General features: G+C 62.6%; 18 protein-coding genes and 1 pseudogene. 5 read left to right on the top strand and 14 right to left on the bottom strand.

All coding sequences use genetic code 11. The features are described 5' to 3' along the window. Window positions 1-48: 48 nt before the first annotated feature. The 6 genes from LB547_RS03390 to urtA all read right to left on the bottom strand — a co-directional run bounded on the left by LB547_RS03390 (window position 49) and on the right by urtA (window position 6,233). The gene (locus LB547_RS03390) at window positions 49-225 is read right to left on the bottom strand and encodes a hypothetical protein (RefSeq protein WP_140498860.1); all 177 of its coding nucleotides are present in this window, start codon (window positions 223-225) and stop codon (window positions 49-51) included. A 230-nt stretch (window positions 226-455) separates the two neighbouring features. Continuing rightward, window positions 456-1,151, bottom strand: coding sequence for an urea ABC transporter ATP-binding subunit UrtE (urtE, locus tag LB547_RS03385; protein WP_140557767.1), 696 nt, complete (start codon window positions 1,149-1,151; stop codon window positions 456-458). Window positions 1,152-1,220: 69 nt separating this feature from the next. Continuing rightward, a complete protein-coding gene (gene urtD, locus LB547_RS03380) occupies window positions 1,221-1,967 on the bottom strand; it encodes an urea ABC transporter ATP-binding protein UrtD (protein ID WP_140498864.1) in 747 nt (248 codons plus the stop codon). Window positions 1,968-1,973: 6 nt separating this feature from the next. Next, window positions 1,974-3,203, bottom strand: a complete 1,230-nt coding sequence (gene urtC, locus LB547_RS03375; RefSeq protein ID WP_140761801.1) for an urea ABC transporter permease subunit UrtC — start codon at window positions 3,201-3,203, stop codon at window positions 1,974-1,976. Continuing rightward, window positions 3,200-4,816, bottom strand: coding sequence for an urea ABC transporter permease subunit UrtB (urtB, locus tag LB547_RS03370; RefSeq protein WP_140761804.1), 1,617 nt, complete (start codon window positions 4,814-4,816; stop codon window positions 3,200-3,202). Before urtB ends, urtC begins: the two co-directional genes overlap by 4 nt. Before the next feature lie 106 nt (window positions 4,817-4,922). Further along, window positions 4,923-6,233, bottom strand: a complete 1,311-nt coding sequence (gene urtA / locus LB547_RS03365; protein WP_140761807.1) for an urea ABC transporter substrate-binding protein — start codon at window positions 6,231-6,233, stop codon at window positions 4,923-4,925. Between the two features lie 313 nt (window positions 6,234-6,546). Here urtA and LB547_RS03360 point away from each other — a divergent pair, with 313 nt between their 5' ends. Continuing rightward, window positions 6,547-6,945, top strand: coding sequence for a hypothetical protein (locus LB547_RS03360; protein ID WP_140761810.1), 399 nt, complete (start codon window positions 6,547-6,549; stop codon window positions 6,943-6,945). Window positions 6,946-7,011: 66 nt separating this feature from the next. Here LB547_RS03360 and LB547_RS03355 read toward each other — a convergent pair whose 3' ends face one another. From LB547_RS03355 to LB547_RS03345, 3 genes are all read right to left on the bottom strand, one after another. Continuing rightward, entirely contained in the window at window positions 7,012-8,583 is a 1,572-nt protein-coding gene (locus LB547_RS03355) for a GMC family oxidoreductase (protein WP_140515297.1), read from the bottom strand. A gap of 48 nt (window positions 8,584-8,631) precedes the next feature. Further along, a complete protein-coding gene (locus LB547_RS03350) occupies window positions 8,632-9,162 on the bottom strand; it encodes a gluconate 2-dehydrogenase subunit 3 family protein (protein ID WP_140515296.1) in 531 nt (176 codons plus the stop codon). Window positions 9,163-9,234: 72 nt separating this feature from the next. Continuing rightward, entirely contained in the window at window positions 9,235-9,630 is a 396-nt protein-coding gene (locus LB547_RS03345) for a VOC family protein (protein ID WP_140761813.1), read from the bottom strand. A 246-nt stretch (window positions 9,631-9,876) separates the two neighbouring features. Here LB547_RS03345 and LB547_RS03340 point away from each other — a divergent pair, with 246 nt between their 5' ends. Further along, the gene (locus tag LB547_RS03340) at window positions 9,877-10,182 is read left to right on the top strand and encodes a ribbon-helix-helix domain-containing protein (protein WP_140498878.1); all 306 of its coding nucleotides are present in this window, start codon (window positions 9,877-9,879) and stop codon (window positions 10,180-10,182) included. 71 nt (window positions 10,183-10,253) lie between these two features. Here LB547_RS03340 and LB547_RS03335 read toward each other — a convergent pair whose 3' ends face one another. The 3 genes and pseudogenes from LB547_RS03335 to LB547_RS03325 form a co-directional block, all read right to left on the bottom strand. Next, window positions 10,254-10,976 (bottom strand): DeoD-type purine-nucleoside phosphorylase, encoded by a 723-nt coding sequence (locus tag LB547_RS03335; protein ID WP_140761816.1) that lies wholly within the window; start codon window positions 10,974-10,976, stop codon window positions 10,254-10,256. A 159-nt stretch (window positions 10,977-11,135) separates the two neighbouring features. Next, a pseudogene (locus LB547_RS03330) lies at window positions 11,136-11,345 on the bottom strand (transposase); the annotation flags it as partial. A gap of 84 nt (window positions 11,346-11,429) precedes the next feature. Beyond that, complete coding sequence (locus LB547_RS03325; protein ID WP_140560916.1) at window positions 11,430-12,272, bottom strand: oxidoreductase; 843 nt, start codon at window positions 12,270-12,272, stop codon at window positions 11,430-11,432. A 50-nt stretch (window positions 12,273-12,322) separates the two neighbouring features. Here LB547_RS03325 and LB547_RS03320 point away from each other — a divergent pair, with 50 nt between their 5' ends. Beyond that, window positions 12,323-12,949 carry a TetR/AcrR family transcriptional regulator gene (locus LB547_RS03320; protein WP_140761819.1) on the top strand — a complete coding sequence of 209 codons (627 nt, stop codon included), beginning with the start codon at window positions 12,323-12,325 and terminating at the stop codon, window positions 12,947-12,949. Between the two features lie 55 nt (window positions 12,950-13,004). Here LB547_RS03320 and cckA read toward each other — a convergent pair whose 3' ends face one another. After that, window positions 13,005-15,581, bottom strand: coding sequence for a cell cycle histidine kinase CckA (gene cckA / locus LB547_RS03315; RefSeq protein WP_140515292.1), 2,577 nt, complete (start codon window positions 15,579-15,581; stop codon window positions 13,005-13,007). 244 nt (window positions 15,582-15,825) lie between these two features. On the opposite strand from cckA, the gene LB547_RS03310 reads away from it, so the two are divergent. Continuing rightward, entirely contained in the window at window positions 15,826-16,560 is a 735-nt protein-coding gene (locus LB547_RS03310) for a flagellar biosynthetic protein FliO (protein WP_181175268.1), read from the top strand. Between the two features lie 133 nt (window positions 16,561-16,693). Here LB547_RS03310 and dksA read toward each other — a convergent pair whose 3' ends face one another. After that, on the bottom strand, window positions 16,694-17,110 hold the full coding sequence (gene dksA / locus LB547_RS03305; protein WP_140498888.1) for an RNA polymerase-binding protein DksA: 417 nt from the start codon (window positions 17,108-17,110) through the stop codon (window positions 16,694-16,696). A 271-nt stretch (window positions 17,111-17,381) separates the two neighbouring features. Here dksA and LB547_RS03300 point away from each other — a divergent pair, with 271 nt between their 5' ends. Further along, window positions 17,382-17,885 (top strand): SixA phosphatase family protein, encoded by a 504-nt coding sequence (locus LB547_RS03300; protein WP_140498890.1) that lies wholly within the window; start codon window positions 17,382-17,384, stop codon window positions 17,883-17,885. The last annotated feature ends 40 nt before the right edge of the window (window positions 17,886-17,925 follow it).

The following is a 17,925-nucleotide window of genomic DNA, read 5'->3' as shown; positions in this document are numbered from 1 at the left end:
AGCGCATCAATGCCGTGCCCATCATTGTTGAATGGCCGAATGCGGCTTTTACGCCGCCATGACAATTTCATTGAAGGCATCGAGGTCGACATAGAAGACCTTGGTGATCTCCTCGATCAGCTCGTCGTGGTCATAGCCCTGGGACTTCAGAATGTTGATGGCTGTGATGATGTCGACGCGCTCTGTGAGCCGCCGCTTCTGGTAGTCCTCGACGTAACGTTCCATGGCTGCCCCTTGGCCTGTATGCCCAAACGCGTTGAACGACAGAGATCGCAGGGAGGATGCTAGGAACGCATGCTTGCGCGGAACTTGCCCGTCGCCCACCTCGATCTGCGACAAACCAGACTGATACGGAAGCGGCCGACTCACAAAGCCATCAGAAGACTAGCATGTAGTATTGAGCGTGCCAGCGGGTGTTGAAGAAAGATTGAGCAATCTTTCATCAGGAGATGGATTTACACCGTCAGGAACTTCCTGACATCCGCCCGGTCGAGATCTTCGGCAGGACCAGTATGGACGATCTGGCCGCGGTCCATGATGTTGACCTCGTCGGCGAGTTCGCGGCAGAAGTCGAGATATTGCTCCACGAGAAGAACCGCAATGCCGGCCTGGTCGCGCAAATAGCGGATGGCGCGGCCGATGTCCTTGATAACGGACGGCTGGATACCTTCCGTCGGCTCATCGAGCACCAGAAGCTTGGGCCGCATCACCAGCGCCCTGCCGATGGCGAGCTGCTGCTGCTGGCCGCCGGAGAGATCGCCGCCGCGGCGGCCAAGCATCTGCTTGAGCACCGGAAACAATTCGAAGACATGCGCCGGCACGTTGCGGTCGGCCCGTTTCAGGGGCGAGAATCCCGATTCGAGGTTTTCCCGCACGCTGAGCAGCGGAAAGATCTCCCTGCCCTGCGGCACGAATGCGATGCCCGACCGGGCGCGGTCATACGCCGCGCTCCGGTCGAGCGCCTTCCCCTCGAAGGCAACGCTTCCGCTCGTCAGCCTGTGGTGGCCGACGATCGATCTCATCAAACTGGTCTTGCCGACGCCATTGCGGCCGAGCACGCAAGTGATCTTGCCGGCGCCCGCCTTCAGCGACACGCCGCGCAGCGCCTGGGCGGCGCCGTAGTGGAGCGTGGCATCGGAAACTTCGAGCATGTCAGCGCCTTCTCCAGAACCGAAGGAAGGCAAGATCGAAGCGATGGAATTGCACCCGCCAAACCATGCTCATCTCCCCAGATAGACTTCGACGACGCGTTCATCGGCAGATACGAAATCGAGCGTGCCTTCTGAAAGCACCGAGCCCTCATGCAGGCAGGTGACCTTGACGCCGAGCTCGCGCACGAAATGCATGTCATGCTCGACGACGATCACTGAATGGTCGCGGGCGATCTCCTTGAGCAGGCGCGCGGTTTCCTCGGTTTCGGCGTCGGTCATGCCGGCGACCGGCTCGTCGACCAGCAGCAGCTTCGGGTCCTGCGCCAGGAGCATGCCGATCTCCAGCCACTGCTTCTGCCCATGGCTGAGATTGGCGGCGAGCTCGTCGCGTTTGTCGCCGAGCCGGATGGTCCCGAGGATGTCATCGATCCGCCGCGTCTCGGCGGGCGAGCGTCGATGGAACAGCGCCGGGAAGATCGAGCGCGGCCCCTTCAGCGCCAGCATCAAATTTTCCTCGATGGTGTGGCTTTCGAAAACCGTCGGCTTCTGGAATTTGCGGCCAATGCCCATCATGGCGATCTCGGCCTCGTCATGCCTGGTGAGATCCACCTGGCCGTCGAAGAACACCTCGCCCTCGTCGGGCCGTGTCTTGCCGGTGACGATGTCCATCATCGTGGTCTTGCCGGCGCCGTTGGGGCCGATGATGGCGCGCATCTCGCCCTTGTCGAGCACCAGCGACAGATTGTTGATGGCGCGAAAGCCGTCGAAGGAAACCGAGACGCCGTCGAGATAGAGAATGGTGTTCGACTTCGACATCGCTCGTTACTCCGCCGGCTGTGGTTCGAGGCTGGACGAGGACCATTCGCCGGGTGTTCTGGCCGCCGCCTGCACGACTTTGGATGGCGCGATTTCACCATCGGCGCCGGCCTCCTCGGCCAACGATGCCGCGCGCAGCGCCTTGGCGTTGCCGCGCCAGCTATCCCACATGCCGATGATGCCTTTCGGCAAGAGCAGCGTCACGGCGACGAACAGGCCGCCGAGTGCGAACAGCCACAGTTCAGGCAGCACGCCGGTGAACCAGGATTTTCCGGCGTTGACCAGCAGCGCACCGATGATCGGCCCGATGATGGTGCCGCGCCCGCCGACCGCGGCCCAGATCACCACCTCGATCGAATTGGAGGGTTCGAATTCGCCCGGATTGATGATGCCGACCTGCGGCACGTAAAGCGCGCCCGCGACGCCGGCCATGACAGCTGAAACCGTGAAGGCGAACAACTTCACATTCTCAGCCCGCCAGCCGAGGAAGCGGGTGCGGCTTTCGGCATCGCGCACCGCCATCAGCAGCTTGCCGTATTTGGAGCCGACGATCGCCCAGGTGACGAAGACGCCGAGCGCAAGCATCACCGCGCTGGCCGCGAACAGCGCCGAGCGGGTCACGTCGGCCTGGACGTTGAAGCCCAGAATGTCCTTGAAATCGGTCAAGCCGTTGTTGCCGCCGAAGCCCATGTCGTTGCGGAAGAAGGCGAGCAGCAGCGCATAGGTCATCGCCTGTGTGATGATGGAGAGATAGACGCCTGTGACGCGGCTGCGGAAGGCGAACCAGCCGAAGACGAAGGCAAGCAGGCCGCATACCGCAAGCACCATGAGGCCGGCGAACCAGAAATGGTCGAAGCCGGTCCAGAACCAGGGCAGTTCCTTGTAGTTCAGGAACACCATGAAATCAGGCAGGACCGGGTTGCCATAGACGCCGCGCGAGCCGATCTGGCGCATCAGATACATGCCCATCGCGTAGCCGCCGAGCGCGAAGAAGGCGCCGTGGCCGAGCGAAAGGATGCCGCAATAGCCCCAGACAAGATCAAGCGCGAGTGCCAGCAGCGCGTAGCAGAGATATTTGCCGGTCAGCGCCACGATATAGGGCGGAATGTAGAAGGCGCTCGTCGGTAATACCGCAAGGTTGAGCAGCGGCACGATGATGGCCGCCGCCAGCAGAATGAGGATGGTGATGGCGATGCGGCGGTCCGCGCCCGCGGCGAAGAAGCGTCCCGACATCATGCTTCCACCGCCCTGCCCTTGAGCGCGAACAGGCCGCGCGGGCGCTTCTGGATGAACAGGATGATCAGCACCAGCACGACGATCTTGCCGAGCACGGCGCCGGCATAGGGTTCCAGGAACTTGTTGACGATGCCCAGCGAAAAGGCGCCGACCAGCGTGCCCCACAGATTGCCGACGCCGCCGAAGACGACGACCATGAAACTGTCGATGATGTAGCCACGGCCGAGATTGGGCGAGACATTGTCGATCTGGCTGAGCGCCACGCCGGCAATGCCGGCAATGCCGGAGCCGAGCGCGAAGGTCAGCGCGTCGACCCATGGCGTCCTGATGCCCATGGAGGCGGCCATGCGGCGGTTGGCGGTGACGGCGCGCATCTGTAGGCCCCAGGGGGTGCGCTTCATCACATAGAGCAGCACGGCAAAGACGCTAAGCGCGAAGACCAGGATCCAGAGCCGGTTCCAGGTGATGGCAAGCTGGCCGACATCGAACGAACCCGACATCCAGGAGGGATTGCCGACCTCCTGGTTGGTTGGCCCGAAGATCGAGCGCACTGCCTGCTGCAGGATCAGCGAAACGCCCCATGTCGCCAGCAGCGTCTCCAGCGGCCGGCCGTAGAGGAAGCGGATAACGCCGCGCTCGATGGCGAGGCCGACAAGCCCCGAGACCAGGAAGGCAAGTGGCAGCGCGATGACCAGCGACCAGTCGAACAGGCCGGGAAACGACGTGCGGATCACCTGCTGGACGACGAAGGTCGTGTAGGCGCCGAGCATCACCATCTCGCCATGCGCCATGTTGATGACGCCCATGACGCCGAAGGTGATGGCAAGCCCGATCGCTGCCAGCAGCAGCACCGAGCCCAGCGAAATGCCATACCAGATGTTCTGTCCGGCGTCCCACAGGGCCAGCGTCGAATTGATGTTGGCGATTGCCGCGGTCGCCGCTTCCTTCACTGCGCCCGAGGCATTGGCCTCTGCCGAGGTGAGCAGCGATACCGCATCGCGGTCGCCGCGCGCGCCGATCAGGGCGATTGCCGCGAGCTTGTCGGCATCAGGCAGATCCGAGCTCAGAATCGACGCGGCACGAGCCTGTTCCAGCAAGGTCTTGACACTGGCGACCGTCTCATTGGCGATCGCAGCATCGAGCGGCTCGATGTTTGCGGCATCGGGCGTCTTGAACATGGTGTCGGCGGCGGCGAGCCGCACGGCCGGATCCCTGGCGCCAAGCGTCAGCGTGCCCAGCGCATCGCGGATGGTGCGACGCAGCGTGTTGTTGACCTTGATCTTGGTGATGTCGTCCTTGGCCGCTTCACCGGATGGCTTACCGCTCAGCGGGTCGAAAAGCTGGACCCGTTCGCCGCCTTCCTTGCCGACGAAGACCAGGGAATCGATCTTGCGGATGTAAAGATTGCCATCGGCGAGTGCCGCAAGAGGCCGCTCCACTGCCGGATCGCCGGTCGCCGCCAGGTCGTGAACGACAGCTCCCGTCTCCGAAAAACCCTTGGCGGCGGCGAACTTGGCGATGATGCCACGCAGATCGGCTTCGCCGGCGCCCGATGACGACAGCGTCGCCAGCAAGAACAGCAGTGTCAGGCCAAGTGCGCGGAAAAGGTTCATCGGCGTCAGGCGACTCTTCAGGGTTGAGTTGGACGTCCGGACGGCGAAGGAACCGTCCGGACGCTCGCGGTCATGGGCATGGACCTGAAGGTCCAGCCCGGGAGGATCAGTTTGTGCCCTTGCCGCCGCATTTGCCGGTGGCGACATTGAAGTTGCCGCAGGACAGAGGCGCCCGCCAATCGGAGATCAAGTCCTTGGAGTCGGGCAGGTAATCCGACCACTCGTCGCCCATCACCAGCCCCGGCGTGCGCGAGACCGTCTCGAACTGGCCGTCGGCCTGGATTTCACCGATCAGCACCGGCTTGGTGATGTGATGGTTCGGCATCATCGTCGAATAGCCGCCGGTCAGGTTCGGCACCGAGACGCCGACCATGGCGTCAATCACCTTGTCCGGATCGGTGGTGCCGGCCTTCTCGACCGCCTTCACCCACATGTTGAAGCCGATATAGTGGGCCTCCATCGGGTCGTTGGTGGTGCGCTTGTCGTTCTTGATGAACTTGTGCCAGTCGGCGATGAACTTCTTGTTCTCGGGCGTGTCGACGCTCTCGAAGTAGTTCCAGGCGGCGAGATGGCCGACCAGCGGCGCCGTGTCGAGACCGGCAAGCTCCTCCTCGCCGACCGAGAAGGCCATGACCGGGATGTCCTCGGCCTTGATGCCCTGGTTGCCCAGTTCCTTGTAGAACGGCACGTTGGCGTCGCCGTTGACGGTGGAGACGACGGCGGTCTTCTTGCCGGCCGAACCGAACTTCTTGATTGCCGAGACTTCGGTCTGCCAGTCCGAGAAACCGAACGGCGTGTAGTTGACCATGATGTCTTCCGCCGCGACGCCCTTGGCCTTCAGATAGGCCTCGAGGATCTTGTTGGTGGTGCGGGGATAGACATAGTCGGTGCCTTCCAGCACCCATCGCTTCACCGAGCCGCCATCCTCGCTCATCAGATAGTCGACGGCTGGAATGGCCTGCTGGTTCGGCGCCGCGCCCGTATAGAACACGTTGCGCTCGCTCTCCTCGCCCTCATACTGGACTGGATAGAACAGGATGTTGTCGAGTTCCGAGAACACCGGCAGCACCGATTTGCGCGACACCGAGGTCCAGCAGCCGAACACCGCCGCGACCTTGTCTTTGGAGATCAGCTCGCGCGCTTTCTCGGCGAAGAGCGGCCAGTTGGACGCCGGATCGACGACGACCGCTTCGAGCTTCCTGCCGAGCAGGCCGCCCTTGGCATTCTGCTCGTCGATGAGCATCAGCATGGCATCCTTCAGCGTCGTCTCCGAAATCGCCATCGTGCCGGACAGCGAATGGAGGATGCCGACCTTGATCGTGTCGTCGGCCGCCTTCGCGGGCGCCGACATCGACAGGCCGGCAGCGACCACGCCCGCCGAAAATATTTTTGTTATTGTCGAGAAATTACCCCTCATGCCTGACACTCCCAAGCTGATTAATTGCAACGCAACACTACGAAGCAACCCCCATGCCAATCGCCGAGGCGGTTTCGTGGAAGGAGTTAATGCTCAATATTATCAGTGGATTGACATATCGTGCTTAGAGAAAGCGTGAGGGCCGATTAAAAATTGGTTGCGGGAAATTTGCGCAGCGCACACGGTTTTTGCCTAATTTTCGTCCAATTTCTCCAAGTGCCTAGATTTTGATCTCCGGACGCGGGCCGCACGCGACAAATATTGCGGTACGGCACACAAATGGGGCAAGTTCGCCCCTCAACCGAGCGACGTCATGGCATCCGGAATTTCACGCATCTCTACCGGCCTATTGTTTCTGGCGGCGTCGACCGGGGCGGCGCGAGCCGACTTCAGCGACGGCAAGATGCCCGACGGCATTTATCATTGCGAGGTCTACCTGCTCGGCATGTTCCTCAACCTCGGCGACATCACCATCAAGGGAAACGTCTATACCGGCCCAGTCACCTTCGGGACCGCCCAGCAGGGCTACAATTACCAGATGGACGCAAACGGGGTGATCTCCTGGCTGGGACCGCTCGGCGGCTACACCGCCGGCGGCAACTCGTTGTCCCTCACTCAGGCAACTCTGGATGGTCAGGGCCCGCCCTCGTTCGACATCATCATGAGACAGCCCGACGGCGCCTTCACCGCCTCGACCTGCACCAAGGGCTGAAAGTCGAGAAAAATGGCGCGGAACCCCGGTCGGGGCTCCGCGCCAGCAGGCAGTCGGGAGGTGGAACTAGATGCTTCTCGCTGACATTTGGCTGGCGATGTAATCGGCCTGCCGGATCGCCAGCGAGACGATCGTCAGCGTCGGGTTCTCGGCCGCGCCTGTCGTGAACTGGCTGCCGTCGGAAACGAACAGGTTCTTGATGTCGTGCGTCTGGCCGTGCTTGTTGACGACGCCTTCGGCCGCCTTCTCGCTCATCCGGTTTGTGCCGAGATTATGGGTGGAAGGATAAGGCGGCGTCGGGAAAGTACGCGTCGCTCCAACCGCATCGTAGAGCGCCGTGGCCTGTTTGTAGGCATGATCGCGCATCGCCGTATCGTTGGGATGATCGTCGAAATGCACATCGGCGATCGGCATGCCGTGCTCGTCCTTTTCGTCGGCATGCAGCGTGATGCGGTTTTCTTCGCGCGGCATGTCCTCGCCGACGATCCACAGCCCTGCCATGTGGTCGTAGTGGTCGAGTGCGGTGGTGAAGGAGCGGCCCCAAGCGCCGGGATCGAGGAAGGCCGCCATAAACGGCAGGCCGAGCGAAAGCGTCTCGAATTCGTAGCCGCCGACGAAACCGCGCGATGGATCATGCCGCGCCTCGTCGCGGATGATGCCGGCCATCGTGGTGCCGCGATACATGTGCACCGGTTTGTCGAAGATGGCATAAACCGAGCCGGTGGTGTGGCGCATGTAGTTCTTGCCCACCTGCCCCGATGAATTGGCGAGGCCGTCAGGGAACTTGCTCGAAGCCGAATTGAGCAGCAGGCGCGGGCTTTCAATCGAATTGCCGGCGACGGCGACGATGCGGGCCTTCTGCTCCTGCAGCTTGCCGTCCTTGTCGGCATAGACGACGCCGGTCACCTTTCCCGAGGCGTCATGGTTGATCTTGACGGCCATGGCGTTCGGCCTCACCTCGAGATGGCCTGTCGCTTCGCCTTTCGGGATCTCGGTGTAGAGCGTCGACCATTTGGCGCCCCATTTGCAGCCCTGGAAGCAGAAGCCGGTCTGCTGGCAGGACATCCGGTCGTCACGCTCGACCGAATTGATCGCCATGTTGCCGGTGTGGCATTCCTTGTAGCCGAGCTTGTCGGCGCCAGCCTTCAACAGCTTGAAATTATTGTTGCCCGGCAGCCTCGGCCAGTCATTGGTGCCGGTGACGCCCATCTTGGCTTCGGCCTTGGCGTAATAGGGCTCCATCTCGGCCAGTGTCACCGGCCAATCGAGCAGGTTCGCGCCCTCCACCTTGCCGTAGGTCGAGGCGGTCTTGAACTCATGCTCCTGGAAGCGCAGCGAAGCGCCGGCCCAGTGCGTGGTCGAGCCGCCGACCGATTTCACGATCCAGGCCGGCAGGTTCGGAAAATCCCTGGCCACGCGCCAGTCGCCGGAGGTTGTGCGCTTGTCCTTCCAGGCGAGCTGGGCAAAGGAGTCCCACTCGTCATTGATGAAGTCGTCGAATTCGTGGCGTGCGCCGGCCTCCAGGATGACGACGTCGATGCCCTTCTGGGCGAGTTCATTGCCGAGTGTGCCGCCGCCGGCCCCCGAGCCGATGATGACGACCAAATTGTCGTTTTTCAGATCAAATGCTGCTGCCATGGTTTCCTCCCATGATTTCGATTTTGCTGGGTGACGAGAGGAGCCGGCTCAGAGCCACTCGATGTCGTCGAAGCCGCGCGCGATATAGCCGCCCTTGGAATAGGATTCGCCCTCATAGCCAAAGACCGGCCAGACCTCCTTCTGGTTGTAGAGGCTGACGACGAGGCCGCCGCGCACCGCCTGGAAGAAAGGCGTGGCTTCGACCTGCTTCAGCACTGCGACACGCTGATCCTCCCAACCAAGGTTCCGGTAGCCGCCCTTGCCGGACCTCTTGTCGAGATCGGCGATGCCGTTCTCGATGAGATCCCTATGTGCGGCATCCTTGCCGGCCTGATCGTCATGGCTCTTGACCGCGATGGCGTAATATTTGTCGGGAAGCTGATCGTGCGGGTAGACGTCCCGCCCCATTTGGATCAGCGTCGCCATCGTCTCCGGCTTCAGCGCCGACGTTTCGAGGCCCCAGGCATGTTCCGGGCTGATGACCGCGCTGCCGGAAATGACGAGCAAGGCTCCGACGCCGCCGCGCTTCAGAAGCTCGCGCCGCGAAAGCCCGGGCCTGCTTTCATAGATCGTGACCATATTTTCCTCCCTGCTTGCTGGTTGCATCCATGGGATGCCTTGGCTGGCGCCGCGCACACGCGGCCGCGATCTCTACTGGAACCTGCCTCCTCGTTGCAGAACCTCGATCCTGTAGCCGTCCGGATCCTCGATGAAGAAGAAGCGTGCGATCAGCGAACCGTCACGGTTGAATTCGACGATCTTCATCGGGTTGAGGCCGAGCGCGCCGAGCCGGTCGTGCTCGCCGTCGAGATCGACGACCGAAACCGCGAGATGGCCGTAGCCATCGCCAAGCGCATAAGGCTCCTGCCGACCCTTGTTCACGGTCAGTTCGACTTCGAATTGCGTCTCGGCATTGCTGAGGTAGATGAGCGTGAACGTGTCGAAATCCAGCCTTTCGGCGACATCGAGGCCGAAGGCATTTCTGTAGAAATCGACGGAGCGGGTCTCGTCGAGAACCCGGATCATGGTGTGGATTGCCTTCGCCAAATCAGTCCTCGCCACTCGATGCTTCGAAGATGATTATGCGCGGCGACGGCAAAAGATGGTGGCAGCCGGTTACCACGCTCCGAAGATCGACTCGCCTGACAATCGCAAGGACGAAAGTCCGATTGCTGTTCAGCCGATTTTGCCGGAGAATGCTGTTGGGGACAAAGGCCGCGTCGCCTCTGGCGGCAAAAGCATCTGTCCACCCAAAATCAACGCCAAAAATCAACGAACGTGGGAGGTTGTCGGATGTGCAGGGTATTTGCGGCCCAGGATCCCGAAGGTTATCGTCAGATCAACCGGTCGATCCGCATCGACGGATATTCGACCAGCATCCAGCTTGAGGCGACGTTTTGGGCACTGCTCGACGAAATCGCCGAAAGCCAGGACCTGACGACGCCGAAATTCATCTCGAAACTCTATGACGAGGCCATCGAGATCAATGGCGAGATTCCCAACTTCGCCTCCATGCTGCGCACCACCTGCGCGCTCTATCTGCGCAGCCACCGGCCGGGTATGGAAGACCAGATGCCGCCGAAATGGGAAGCCGCCTGAAGAATCCAGAAAAGTGCCCGCCGGCTTTGTGTTCGGAATGCATCAGGAACTGGGGCGGCTCGGCGGGCCTATCACGCACCGGGCCGATCGGCGGCGGCGATTTCCAGCGCCAGCCGCGTCATGTCGGTAAAAAGATCCTGGCGCTCTGCATATTGGGTCTGTTCGCCGCTGTCGATATCGTCGACCACCGTGCAGATCGATAGCGCACGGGCCCCGAAATGCCTGGAAATGCGATAGAGCGCACTGGTCTCCATGTCCACGGCTAGTGCGCCGGCTGCCTGCGCATCGGCAAAACGGGCGCGTCCCTCCGGATGGTGGAAGACGTCGCTGCATGCCGTCAGCCCGGCACGATGGTCGATGCCGAGTTCGGCCGCCTTCGCCAATGCGCGAGCAAACAGCGCCGGGTCCGGCCCGGCTCCAGCGTCATAGAGGCCGAAAACCTGACCGCTTCGGGCGCTTTCGGGCCGCACCGATTGCGAGATGACGAGGCTGCGTAGTTTTACCTCAGCGGTCAGCCCGCCGCAGGTGCCGGTACGGATCAAAGTCCGCACACCGTAGCCGTCCAGCAGCTCATGCGCATAGATCAGAAAGGAGGATACGCCGATGCCGGTCGCCTGGATGCTGACCGGCTGACCACGAAACAGGCCAGTGAAGCCAAGGGCACCGCGCCGGCGGTTGATGCAGCGTGGGGCCTCCAGGAATGCCATGGCCATCCATTCGGCGCGCTGGGGGTCGCCCGGCAACAGCACAATGTCGGCGTAGTCACCCTCGCTGGCTTCGATGTGTGGCGTCAACAGCTCGTCCCTGCCGTTTCATCCACAATCATGGCCTTGTCGCAGTATTGCGCAAGAGGCATTCGGGAACGCTAATACACGGAAACTTCGTTTCAGGACGACAATATCACGAAAACAAAGAGTTAAAGCGGCCGGCGACTCTATCAAAGCTGAACTGTTCTAGGACGTAGACTCACAAGCGCGGAGCCACAGCCGCATTGAGGCGAGTTGGACCATGGCGAGGAAGTTGGCGGCGAGCTTGTCGTAGCGGGTGGCGACAGGCCGGAAGTGCTTCAGCTTGGAGAAGAACCGCTCGATCAGGTTGCGCTCGCGATAGAGCCGCTCGCTGAAGCAAGGCTTCACTTGGTTGCTCTTCGGCGGGATGTTCGGCCGGCGGTCACAGGCCGAGCCGCCCCAATTGCAGGCTGATGAAGACGCGCGGCGCGTCTTCATCAGCCGACGCGCTCCAAGCGCTCATGATGCGAAGCTGGTTGAGCGCGAAAGCTCCTCCCACGCGCTGATTTCGCCCCGCATCGCGTCGAGCTTCTGGTCGACCAGCCCCAGCGCGTCGTCGCCCAGGAACAGCCGTACCGGCGGGTTCGCGGCATCGACCAGCACGAGCAACGCCTGCGCGGCCTTGGCCGGATCGCCCGGTTGGTTGCCGCTCTTGGCCTGTCGCGCGGCGCGGATCGGGTCCATGACCGCGTCATAGTCGGCAATGCTGCGCGGCGTGCGATCCATCGAGCGTCCGGCCCAATCCGTGCGGAATTGGCCGGGAGCGAGCGCCGTCACCCGAATTCCAAAGCCTGCCACTTCCTTGCCGAGCGCTTCGGAAATGCCTTCGAGCGCGAATTTGCTTCCGCAATAGAAGGTGATCCCGGGCATGGTGATGAAGCCGCCCATGGACGTGACGTTGATGATATGGCCGCGACGCCGCTCGCGCATGCCCGGCAGCACCGCCTTGATCATCGCGACGGGCCCGAAGACGTTGGCGGCGAACTGGCGCTGGAGATCGTCCATGGAGGACTCCTCCAGCACGCCCTCATGGCCGTAACCGGCGTTGTTCACCAGCACGTCGATTGGACCCGCCTGCCGTTCGGCCGCGGTGACAGCCGCCGGGACCGTCTCGAAATCGGTCACGTCCAGCAAGAGCGGGTGGGCGCGATCGGGCGCGAGCGCGGCGAAGATCTCGGCGTCGGCTTCCCGCCGCACGGTGCCGATCACCCGATGGCCCGCTTCAAGCGCGCCTCTTGCAAATGCTCGCCCCAGCCCGGAGCTGACACCGGTGATGAGGAATGTCTTAGGGGTGGAAGTCATGGTTCACTCCGGGCTATGATTGAAAACTATATCATGATATAGATAACAGCATGACACCAAACAAGACCAAGGTTGCTCCGACCGCCACGCGGGGTGAGCCGCTTCGCCGGCGTGTGATCGATGCGGCGGAGCGACTGCTCCGACAGGGTAAGGCCGGTTTCTCGATGCGCGACCTCGCCACCGAAGCCGGAGTCAGTTTCGCGACGCCGTTCAATCAGTTCGGGAGCAAGGCCGCGATCATGCATGCCCTTTCGCGGCGGCGGATCGATACGATGGCCCAGCGCTTTGCCGGGATGTCACCGCCTGCCGATGCCGCAGGCCGCGTGCTGTTGGCCATCGATACCGCGGTCGAGGTGATGTTGGAGGAGCCGGAGATAAACCGGGCCGTGATGGGATGGATCGGCACGGCCGGCCCGTCCCCCGGAAAGGTCCTGGCGCACTCCACAACCTTGTGGTCGCTGGCCCTTGGAGCGGGCGAAGGCTTGATCGCGGCCGGCAGGCAGGAGGCGCTGCGCAGTTTGCCGGAGCAGCTCGCATTTGCCTTTCGTGGGGTCCTGTCATTCTGGACCGCCGGCGAACTGCCGGATGAGGCGCTTGCCTCGAAGGCGCGAGAGATCGCAAAAACCTTGCTGCTCGGATTTGCTGAACGGCCGCTATTCGGCGATTCCGCCTCCTAGGCTGCCCTTCGGGAACCGCCAATCTAGGCCATTTCCCGATTTATGGGTTCACGGCCTAAGACTCCAGCATGTCCTTGACGATCGTTGCCAACTGCTTGAGCGAAAACGGTTTCGGCAGGAATCCGAAATGCGCGTCCGCCGGCAGGTTCCTGGCGAATGCATCCTCGGCATAGCCGGACACGAAGACGAACTTGATGTCCGGCTGGCGCTTGCGCAACTCGCCGAGCAGCGTCGGCCCGTCCATCTCCGGCATCACCACATCCGAAACCACAATGTCGACCTTGCCGCCGAGTGCTTCGAACACTTCCAGCGCCTCGACCCCGGAGGACGCCTCGTGCACGGTATAGCCGCGCGAGGTCAGAGCCCGCATGCCGCCCATGCGCACCGCATCCTCGTCCTCGACCAGCAGCACCGTGGCCGACCCGGACAAATCCTTGCCTGTCTCGGCCGACTTGGCAGGCACCGCTGCCGGTGCTTCCCCGGGTTCGCCTGCCTTCTTTGCCTCGGCGATGTGGCGCGGCAGGAAGATGCGGAAGACCGAACCCTTGCCGACCTCGGAATCGCAGAAGATAAAGCCGCCGGTCTGTTTGATGATGCCGTAGACCATGGACAGGCCAAGGCCGGTGCCCTTGCCGACCTCCTTGGTGGTGAAGAACGGTTCGAATATCTTCTTCAGCACGTCGGGCGCGATGCCGCTGCCGGTGTCCTCGACCTCGGCCACCACATAGTCCGCCGGAGTGAGTTCCCGGTAGGGAAAGGTCTTGCACTCCTCGGCGGTCACATTGCGGGTGCGCACCGTGAGGTCGCCGCCCGCCGGCATTGCATCGCGCGCGTTGACCGCCAGGTTGACCACCACCTGCTCGAACTGGCCGATATCGACTTTGACCGGCCAAAGATCGCGACCGTGATCGATCTTCAGCTTGATGTCGTTGCCGACCAGACGGGCGAGCAACATCCTGAGATCGGCGAGCACGTCGGTGAGGTTCAGCACTTCCGGCCGCAGCGTCTGCTTGCGCGAAAAGGCCAGCAACTGCCGCACCAGCGAGGCTGCCCGGTTGGCATTCTGCTTGATGTTCATGATGTCGGGGAAGGATGGGTCCGACGGTCGATGATTGGTTAGAAGCAGGTCCGACGCCATGATGATGGCGGTCAGCACATTGTTGAAGTCGTGTGCGATGCCGCCGGCAAGCTGGCCGACGGCCTGCATCTTCTGGCTTTGCGCCATCTGCCCTTCGAGCGCCTTCTGCTCCGTCGTCTCGACGGCGTAGACGATGGCCGACTCCTCGGCCCCCTCGCCGCCTGTGCCGTCGGCGACCGCATTGACGTAAAAACGGATGTGGCGCTCCTCATTGCCGGGCAGGAGCGTGTCGATCGGCTCGATATCGGCCTGCCGCTGCCGTGCCTTTTCGAAGGCCGCGGCAAAGGCCGGGCGGTCACGTTCGTGGATGACCGTGTCGAGCCGCATGCGGCGGTCGACGGCGTCCCGGTCGACGACCGATGAAAACAGCGAAAGGAATGGCGCATTGGTGCGCAGGATGCGCCCGCTGGCGTCGACGCCGGCGATCGCCATCGGCGTCGAGTTGAAGAAGCGGGTGAACCGCACTTCCGAAGCGCGCAGGTCCGCCGAGGCGTCCTCGCCTTGCGTGCGGTTGAGCACGATCGTGCGCGTCGGACCGTTGAGGCCTTCGCGGCTGGCTGAAACGCGATGCATGAAGCGCACCGGCAGCGCCTCGCCCGTCATTGTCGTGAGGTCGAGATCGATGACCGCGTTGCGCGTCGTACCGGGGTCGGCCTTGACCGAGCGCACCAGCGCCATGCCGTCGCCGGCGACGATCTCCGGCAGGGAGACGGCGCCGGGCGTGAAGCTGGCAAGGTCGATGCCCAGCCATTCGGCGAGCGTGGCGTTGATATAGGTGACGCGGCCTTCCTGGTCGGCGGAAAAGAAGCCGGCGGGCGCGTGGTCGAGATGATCGATCGCCTTCTGCAGGTCCAGGAAGAAACGCTCCTGCTCGGCGCGTTCCTGCGAAATGTCGGCAAGTTGCCAGGCGAGCATCGGCGGCCGCTGGCCCGGCACGCTGAAAGCGCGGGCGCGGGCGCGATACCAGCGCGCGCCTGGCTCAGCGCCAGGCTTGATCGACTGCGCGAGCCGGAACTCGCCGTCGCCCGGCTGGCCGTCACGCAGGCCGGAGGCCAGTCGGTAGATGGTGACCGAAGCTTCCGGAACGTCCGAAAGCAGCCCTTCGACCGTCTTCAGGTCGGCCGCGGAAGAGGCTCCGGTCATGTCGGCATAGGCGCGGTTGGCATAGACCACGCGGCCCTTGGTGTCCGTGACCAGAAGACCCTGCGACATCGAATCGACGAATGCCTTCGACAGTTCGTCGCCCGTCGAGCGTGGAGTGATCTGCACGAAGCCGATCGCCGTGGCGAACAGGAAGCCGACGCCGATCATCGCCAGCACGCCGAGCATGCCCAGCAGGAAAGGGTCGCCGAGCCGCTCGCGAAACAGGCCGAAAACGATCGCGGCCCCCGTCAGGACGGCAATGAAGATGACGAGCCGGGTAACGGCGCCCGGCCGCGTGTTCTGATCGACGATCGGTACCGGATAGAAATCGCCGCGCGTTTCCTTGGCCATGTGCCCCCTGCTCTTGAAGTCCGGTGTTCCGATACTCGCCGCAATGTGTGCCGACGCCCGCCCCTGTCGGGTTGAATCATATTCTCCTGGTCCCGAAAAGGCCCGGGCGGCAAATGTCAGATAAAAATGATGTCGGCCGGCCCTCCAGTGTTTCAAGCTGTTCATGAAGCGTGAAAGGCAACTTGCGGTAGCCCGCCGCAACGGTCTAGTGTCGCGTCACTTCCAAACCGATCAGGGGGAACCAATGCTGCAATGGCTGGATAGCGTAGCGGGCCCCGGCTATGTAGCGGCACTGCTGTGGACCTTCGCGGCGCTGGTCCTGCTGGTTATCGTCCTCATCATCGTCAAACTCGTTCGCAACCTGACCTTCGGCACCTTTGTCGCGGGCGGCCGGAACCGCAAGACGCGGCTTGCGGTCATGGACGCCACCGCCGTCGACAGCCATCGCCGCCTGGTGCTGGTGCGCCGCGACGACATCGAGCATCTGCTTTTGATCGGCGGCCCGACCGATGTCGTCGTCGAGCGTGACATCCGCCTTTCTGCGCCACGCCGTCCCGCGCTGACCGGAGATGGCGGTTCGCAGCAGCCTGTCGCGGTGGCAAAGCCGCGTCCGCCTCAGCCCACCCCGGCGCCGGCGAGACAGGCACCTGCTCCGCAGCCGGTGAGCGCAGCGCCCGCCCGCCAGCGCGCTCCGGAGCCGGTGCCGAATCCGGCGGCGCAGGGTTATCAGCCGACCAATGTCACGCCGCTGCCTTCCTACGGCTCCGCAAACGTCAATGCCGTCCGGCATGCCCCGCCGCCGGCTTCACCACCGCCGGGGCAGGAAAGCATCGATGAAACGCTGATGAAGGAACTCGAGGTTTCGCTCGACCAGCCCCGCTCGAGCAGTCCGGCGACCAAGCCGGTGGCAAAAACACCGCCGTCGCTCGACGATGAGATGACCAGGCTTCTGGGCGAACTCTCCAGCCAGAAAAGGTGAGCAGCGCTTGCGCCCGGTCCGAAAAACCGATCGGGGTTATGCGCATCGCCCGGGTTCTGAAAAAAGAAACGGCCGGAAAACCGGCCATTTCGAGAGCGATATCGCTGAAATCTTCTTGAATGCAGACCGCAGGCTAATCGTCGCGATAGACCTTCTCGCGGCGCTCGTGGCGCTCTTGCGCTTCGATCGACAAGGTTGCGATCGGGCGGGCATCCAGCCGCTTCAGCGCGATCGGTTCGCCGGTCTCCTCGCAATAGCCGTAAGTGCCTTCCTCGATGCGCTGCAAGGCCGAATCGATCTTTGCGATGAGTTTCCGCTGGCGGTCGCGCGCCCTGAGTTCGATGGCGCGGTCGGTTTCCGAAGAGGCGCGGTCGGCTAGATCGGGATGATTGGCGTTTTCCTGCTGTAGGATTTCGAGGGTTTCGCGCGCTTCGCGCAATATGTCGTTCTTCCAGGTGACGAGCTTTGAGCGGAAGTAGGATTTCTGCCGCTCGTTCATGAACGGCTCGTCTTCGGAGGGTACGTAATCGGCGGTAACGGCATCGTTCATTCGACTCACCCAAACAGCCCCAAATTTGGCGCCTATATATTCGCGGTCAAACGCCTGCACAAGCGCAATCGATTACCGATTCACGCAATTGTTAATCCGCCTCGATGAGCGCGATTGAGGTGATTCGGGCTGGTCTTAGGTACCGGATCCTTCGAACTGGCAGCCGCCGGCTGATGATTCGTCATGTCCGAAAAACGACTGCCATTGTGCGCCACGCCGTTCTTATGGCTAATCACAGCAAGGTTCGGGCTGTTGGCACGGTGGAGGTTGGGTGAGCAGGCTTTATCTGTTGAGGCACGCCAAAGCCGGATGGGCGCTGCCCGGCATGCGTGATTTCGATCGCCCGCTCGATGCGTCCGGCCGCGCTGATGCGGAGGCGATGGGCATCGCCATGCGGTCGCGCTCCTATGTGCCCGATCTGACGCTTTGCTCCACAGCCCGGCGCGCGAAGGAGACGCTGGAAGGCGTGGCCGGTCGGGCCGACACCGGCCGGGTTCTGTTCGTCGACGCGCTCTACAGCGAGGACGCGGCCGCGTACCTCAGCCTCATCCGGGACAATGGTGGGGTGGGTTCGATGCTGCTCGTCGGCCACAATCCGATGACGGAGGATCTCGCCATGGCGGTGTCCGGCGATGGCGAGGAAAGCGCCCGCGCCATGCTTAATCATGGTTTCCCGACCTCGGGCCTGGCGGTCGTGCGCTTCAGCGGCGATCTTGCCGGGGCCGCCCAGGGTGCCGGCTATCTCGAGGCATTCCTGACGCCGGCTGACCTCTGACGCCATTTCAAACCAGAACGGCAACGCCTATATCGGACCT

The organism is Mesorhizobium sp. B264B1B (genome assembly GCF_020165765.1).
In the GTDB taxonomy this organism is placed as follows: Bacteria; Pseudomonadota; Alphaproteobacteria; order Rhizobiales; family Rhizobiaceae; genus Mesorhizobium.
This window is presented reverse-complemented; position numbering and strand designations above follow the sequence as displayed.

Bases quoted from the DNA above. Each gene is read 5' to 3' on its own strand.
- urtB (WP_140761804.1), bottom strand. From the start codon at position 4,816: ATGAACCTTTTCCGCGCACTTGGCCTGACACTGCTGTTCTTGCTGGCG.
- urtA (WP_140761807.1), bottom strand. From the start codon at position 6,233: ATGAGGGGTAATTTCTCGACAATAACAAAAATATTTTCGGCGGGCGTG.
- cckA (WP_140515292.1), bottom strand. From the start codon at position 15,581: ATGGCCAAGGAAACGCGCGGCGATTTCTATCCGGTACCGATCGTCGAT.
- LB547_RS03390 (WP_140498860.1), bottom strand. From the start codon at position 225: ATGGAACGTTACGTCGAGGACTACCAGAAGCGGCGGCTCACAGAGCGC.
- LB547_RS03360 (WP_140761810.1), top strand. From the start codon at position 6,547: ATGGCATCCGGAATTTCACGCATCTCTACCGGCCTATTGTTTCTGGCG.
- urtD (WP_140498864.1), bottom strand. From the start codon at position 1,967: ATGTCGAAGTCGAACACCATTCTCTATCTCGACGGCGTCTCGGTTTCC.
- LB547_RS03355 (WP_140515297.1), bottom strand. From the start codon at position 8,583: ATGGCAGCAGCATTTGATCTGAAAAACGACAATTTGGTCGTCATCATC.
- dksA (WP_140498888.1), bottom strand. From the start codon at position 17,110: ATGAACGATGCCGTTACCGCCGATTACGTACCCTCCGAAGACGAGCCG.
- LB547_RS03325 (WP_140560916.1), bottom strand. From the start codon at position 12,272: ATGACTTCCACCCCTAAGACATTCCTCATCACCGGTGTCAGCTCCGGG.
- LB547_RS03340 (WP_140498878.1), top strand. From the start codon at position 9,877: ATGTGCAGGGTATTTGCGGCCCAGGATCCCGAAGGTTATCGTCAGATC.
- LB547_RS03320 (WP_140761819.1), top strand. From the start codon at position 12,323: ATGACACCAAACAAGACCAAGGTTGCTCCGACCGCCACGCGGGGTGAG.
- LB547_RS03350 (WP_140515296.1), bottom strand. From the start codon at position 9,162: ATGGTCACGATCTATGAAAGCAGGCCCGGGCTTTCGCGGCGCGAGCTT.
- urtE (WP_140557767.1), bottom strand. From the start codon at position 1,151: ATGCTCGAAGTTTCCGATGCCACGCTCCACTACGGCGCCGCCCAGGCG.
- urtC (WP_140761801.1), bottom strand. From the start codon at position 3,203: ATGATGTCGGGACGCTTCTTCGCCGCGGGCGCGGACCGCCGCATCGCC.
- LB547_RS03310 (WP_181175268.1), top strand. From the start codon at position 15,826: ATGCTGCAATGGCTGGATAGCGTAGCGGGCCCCGGCTATGTAGCGGCA.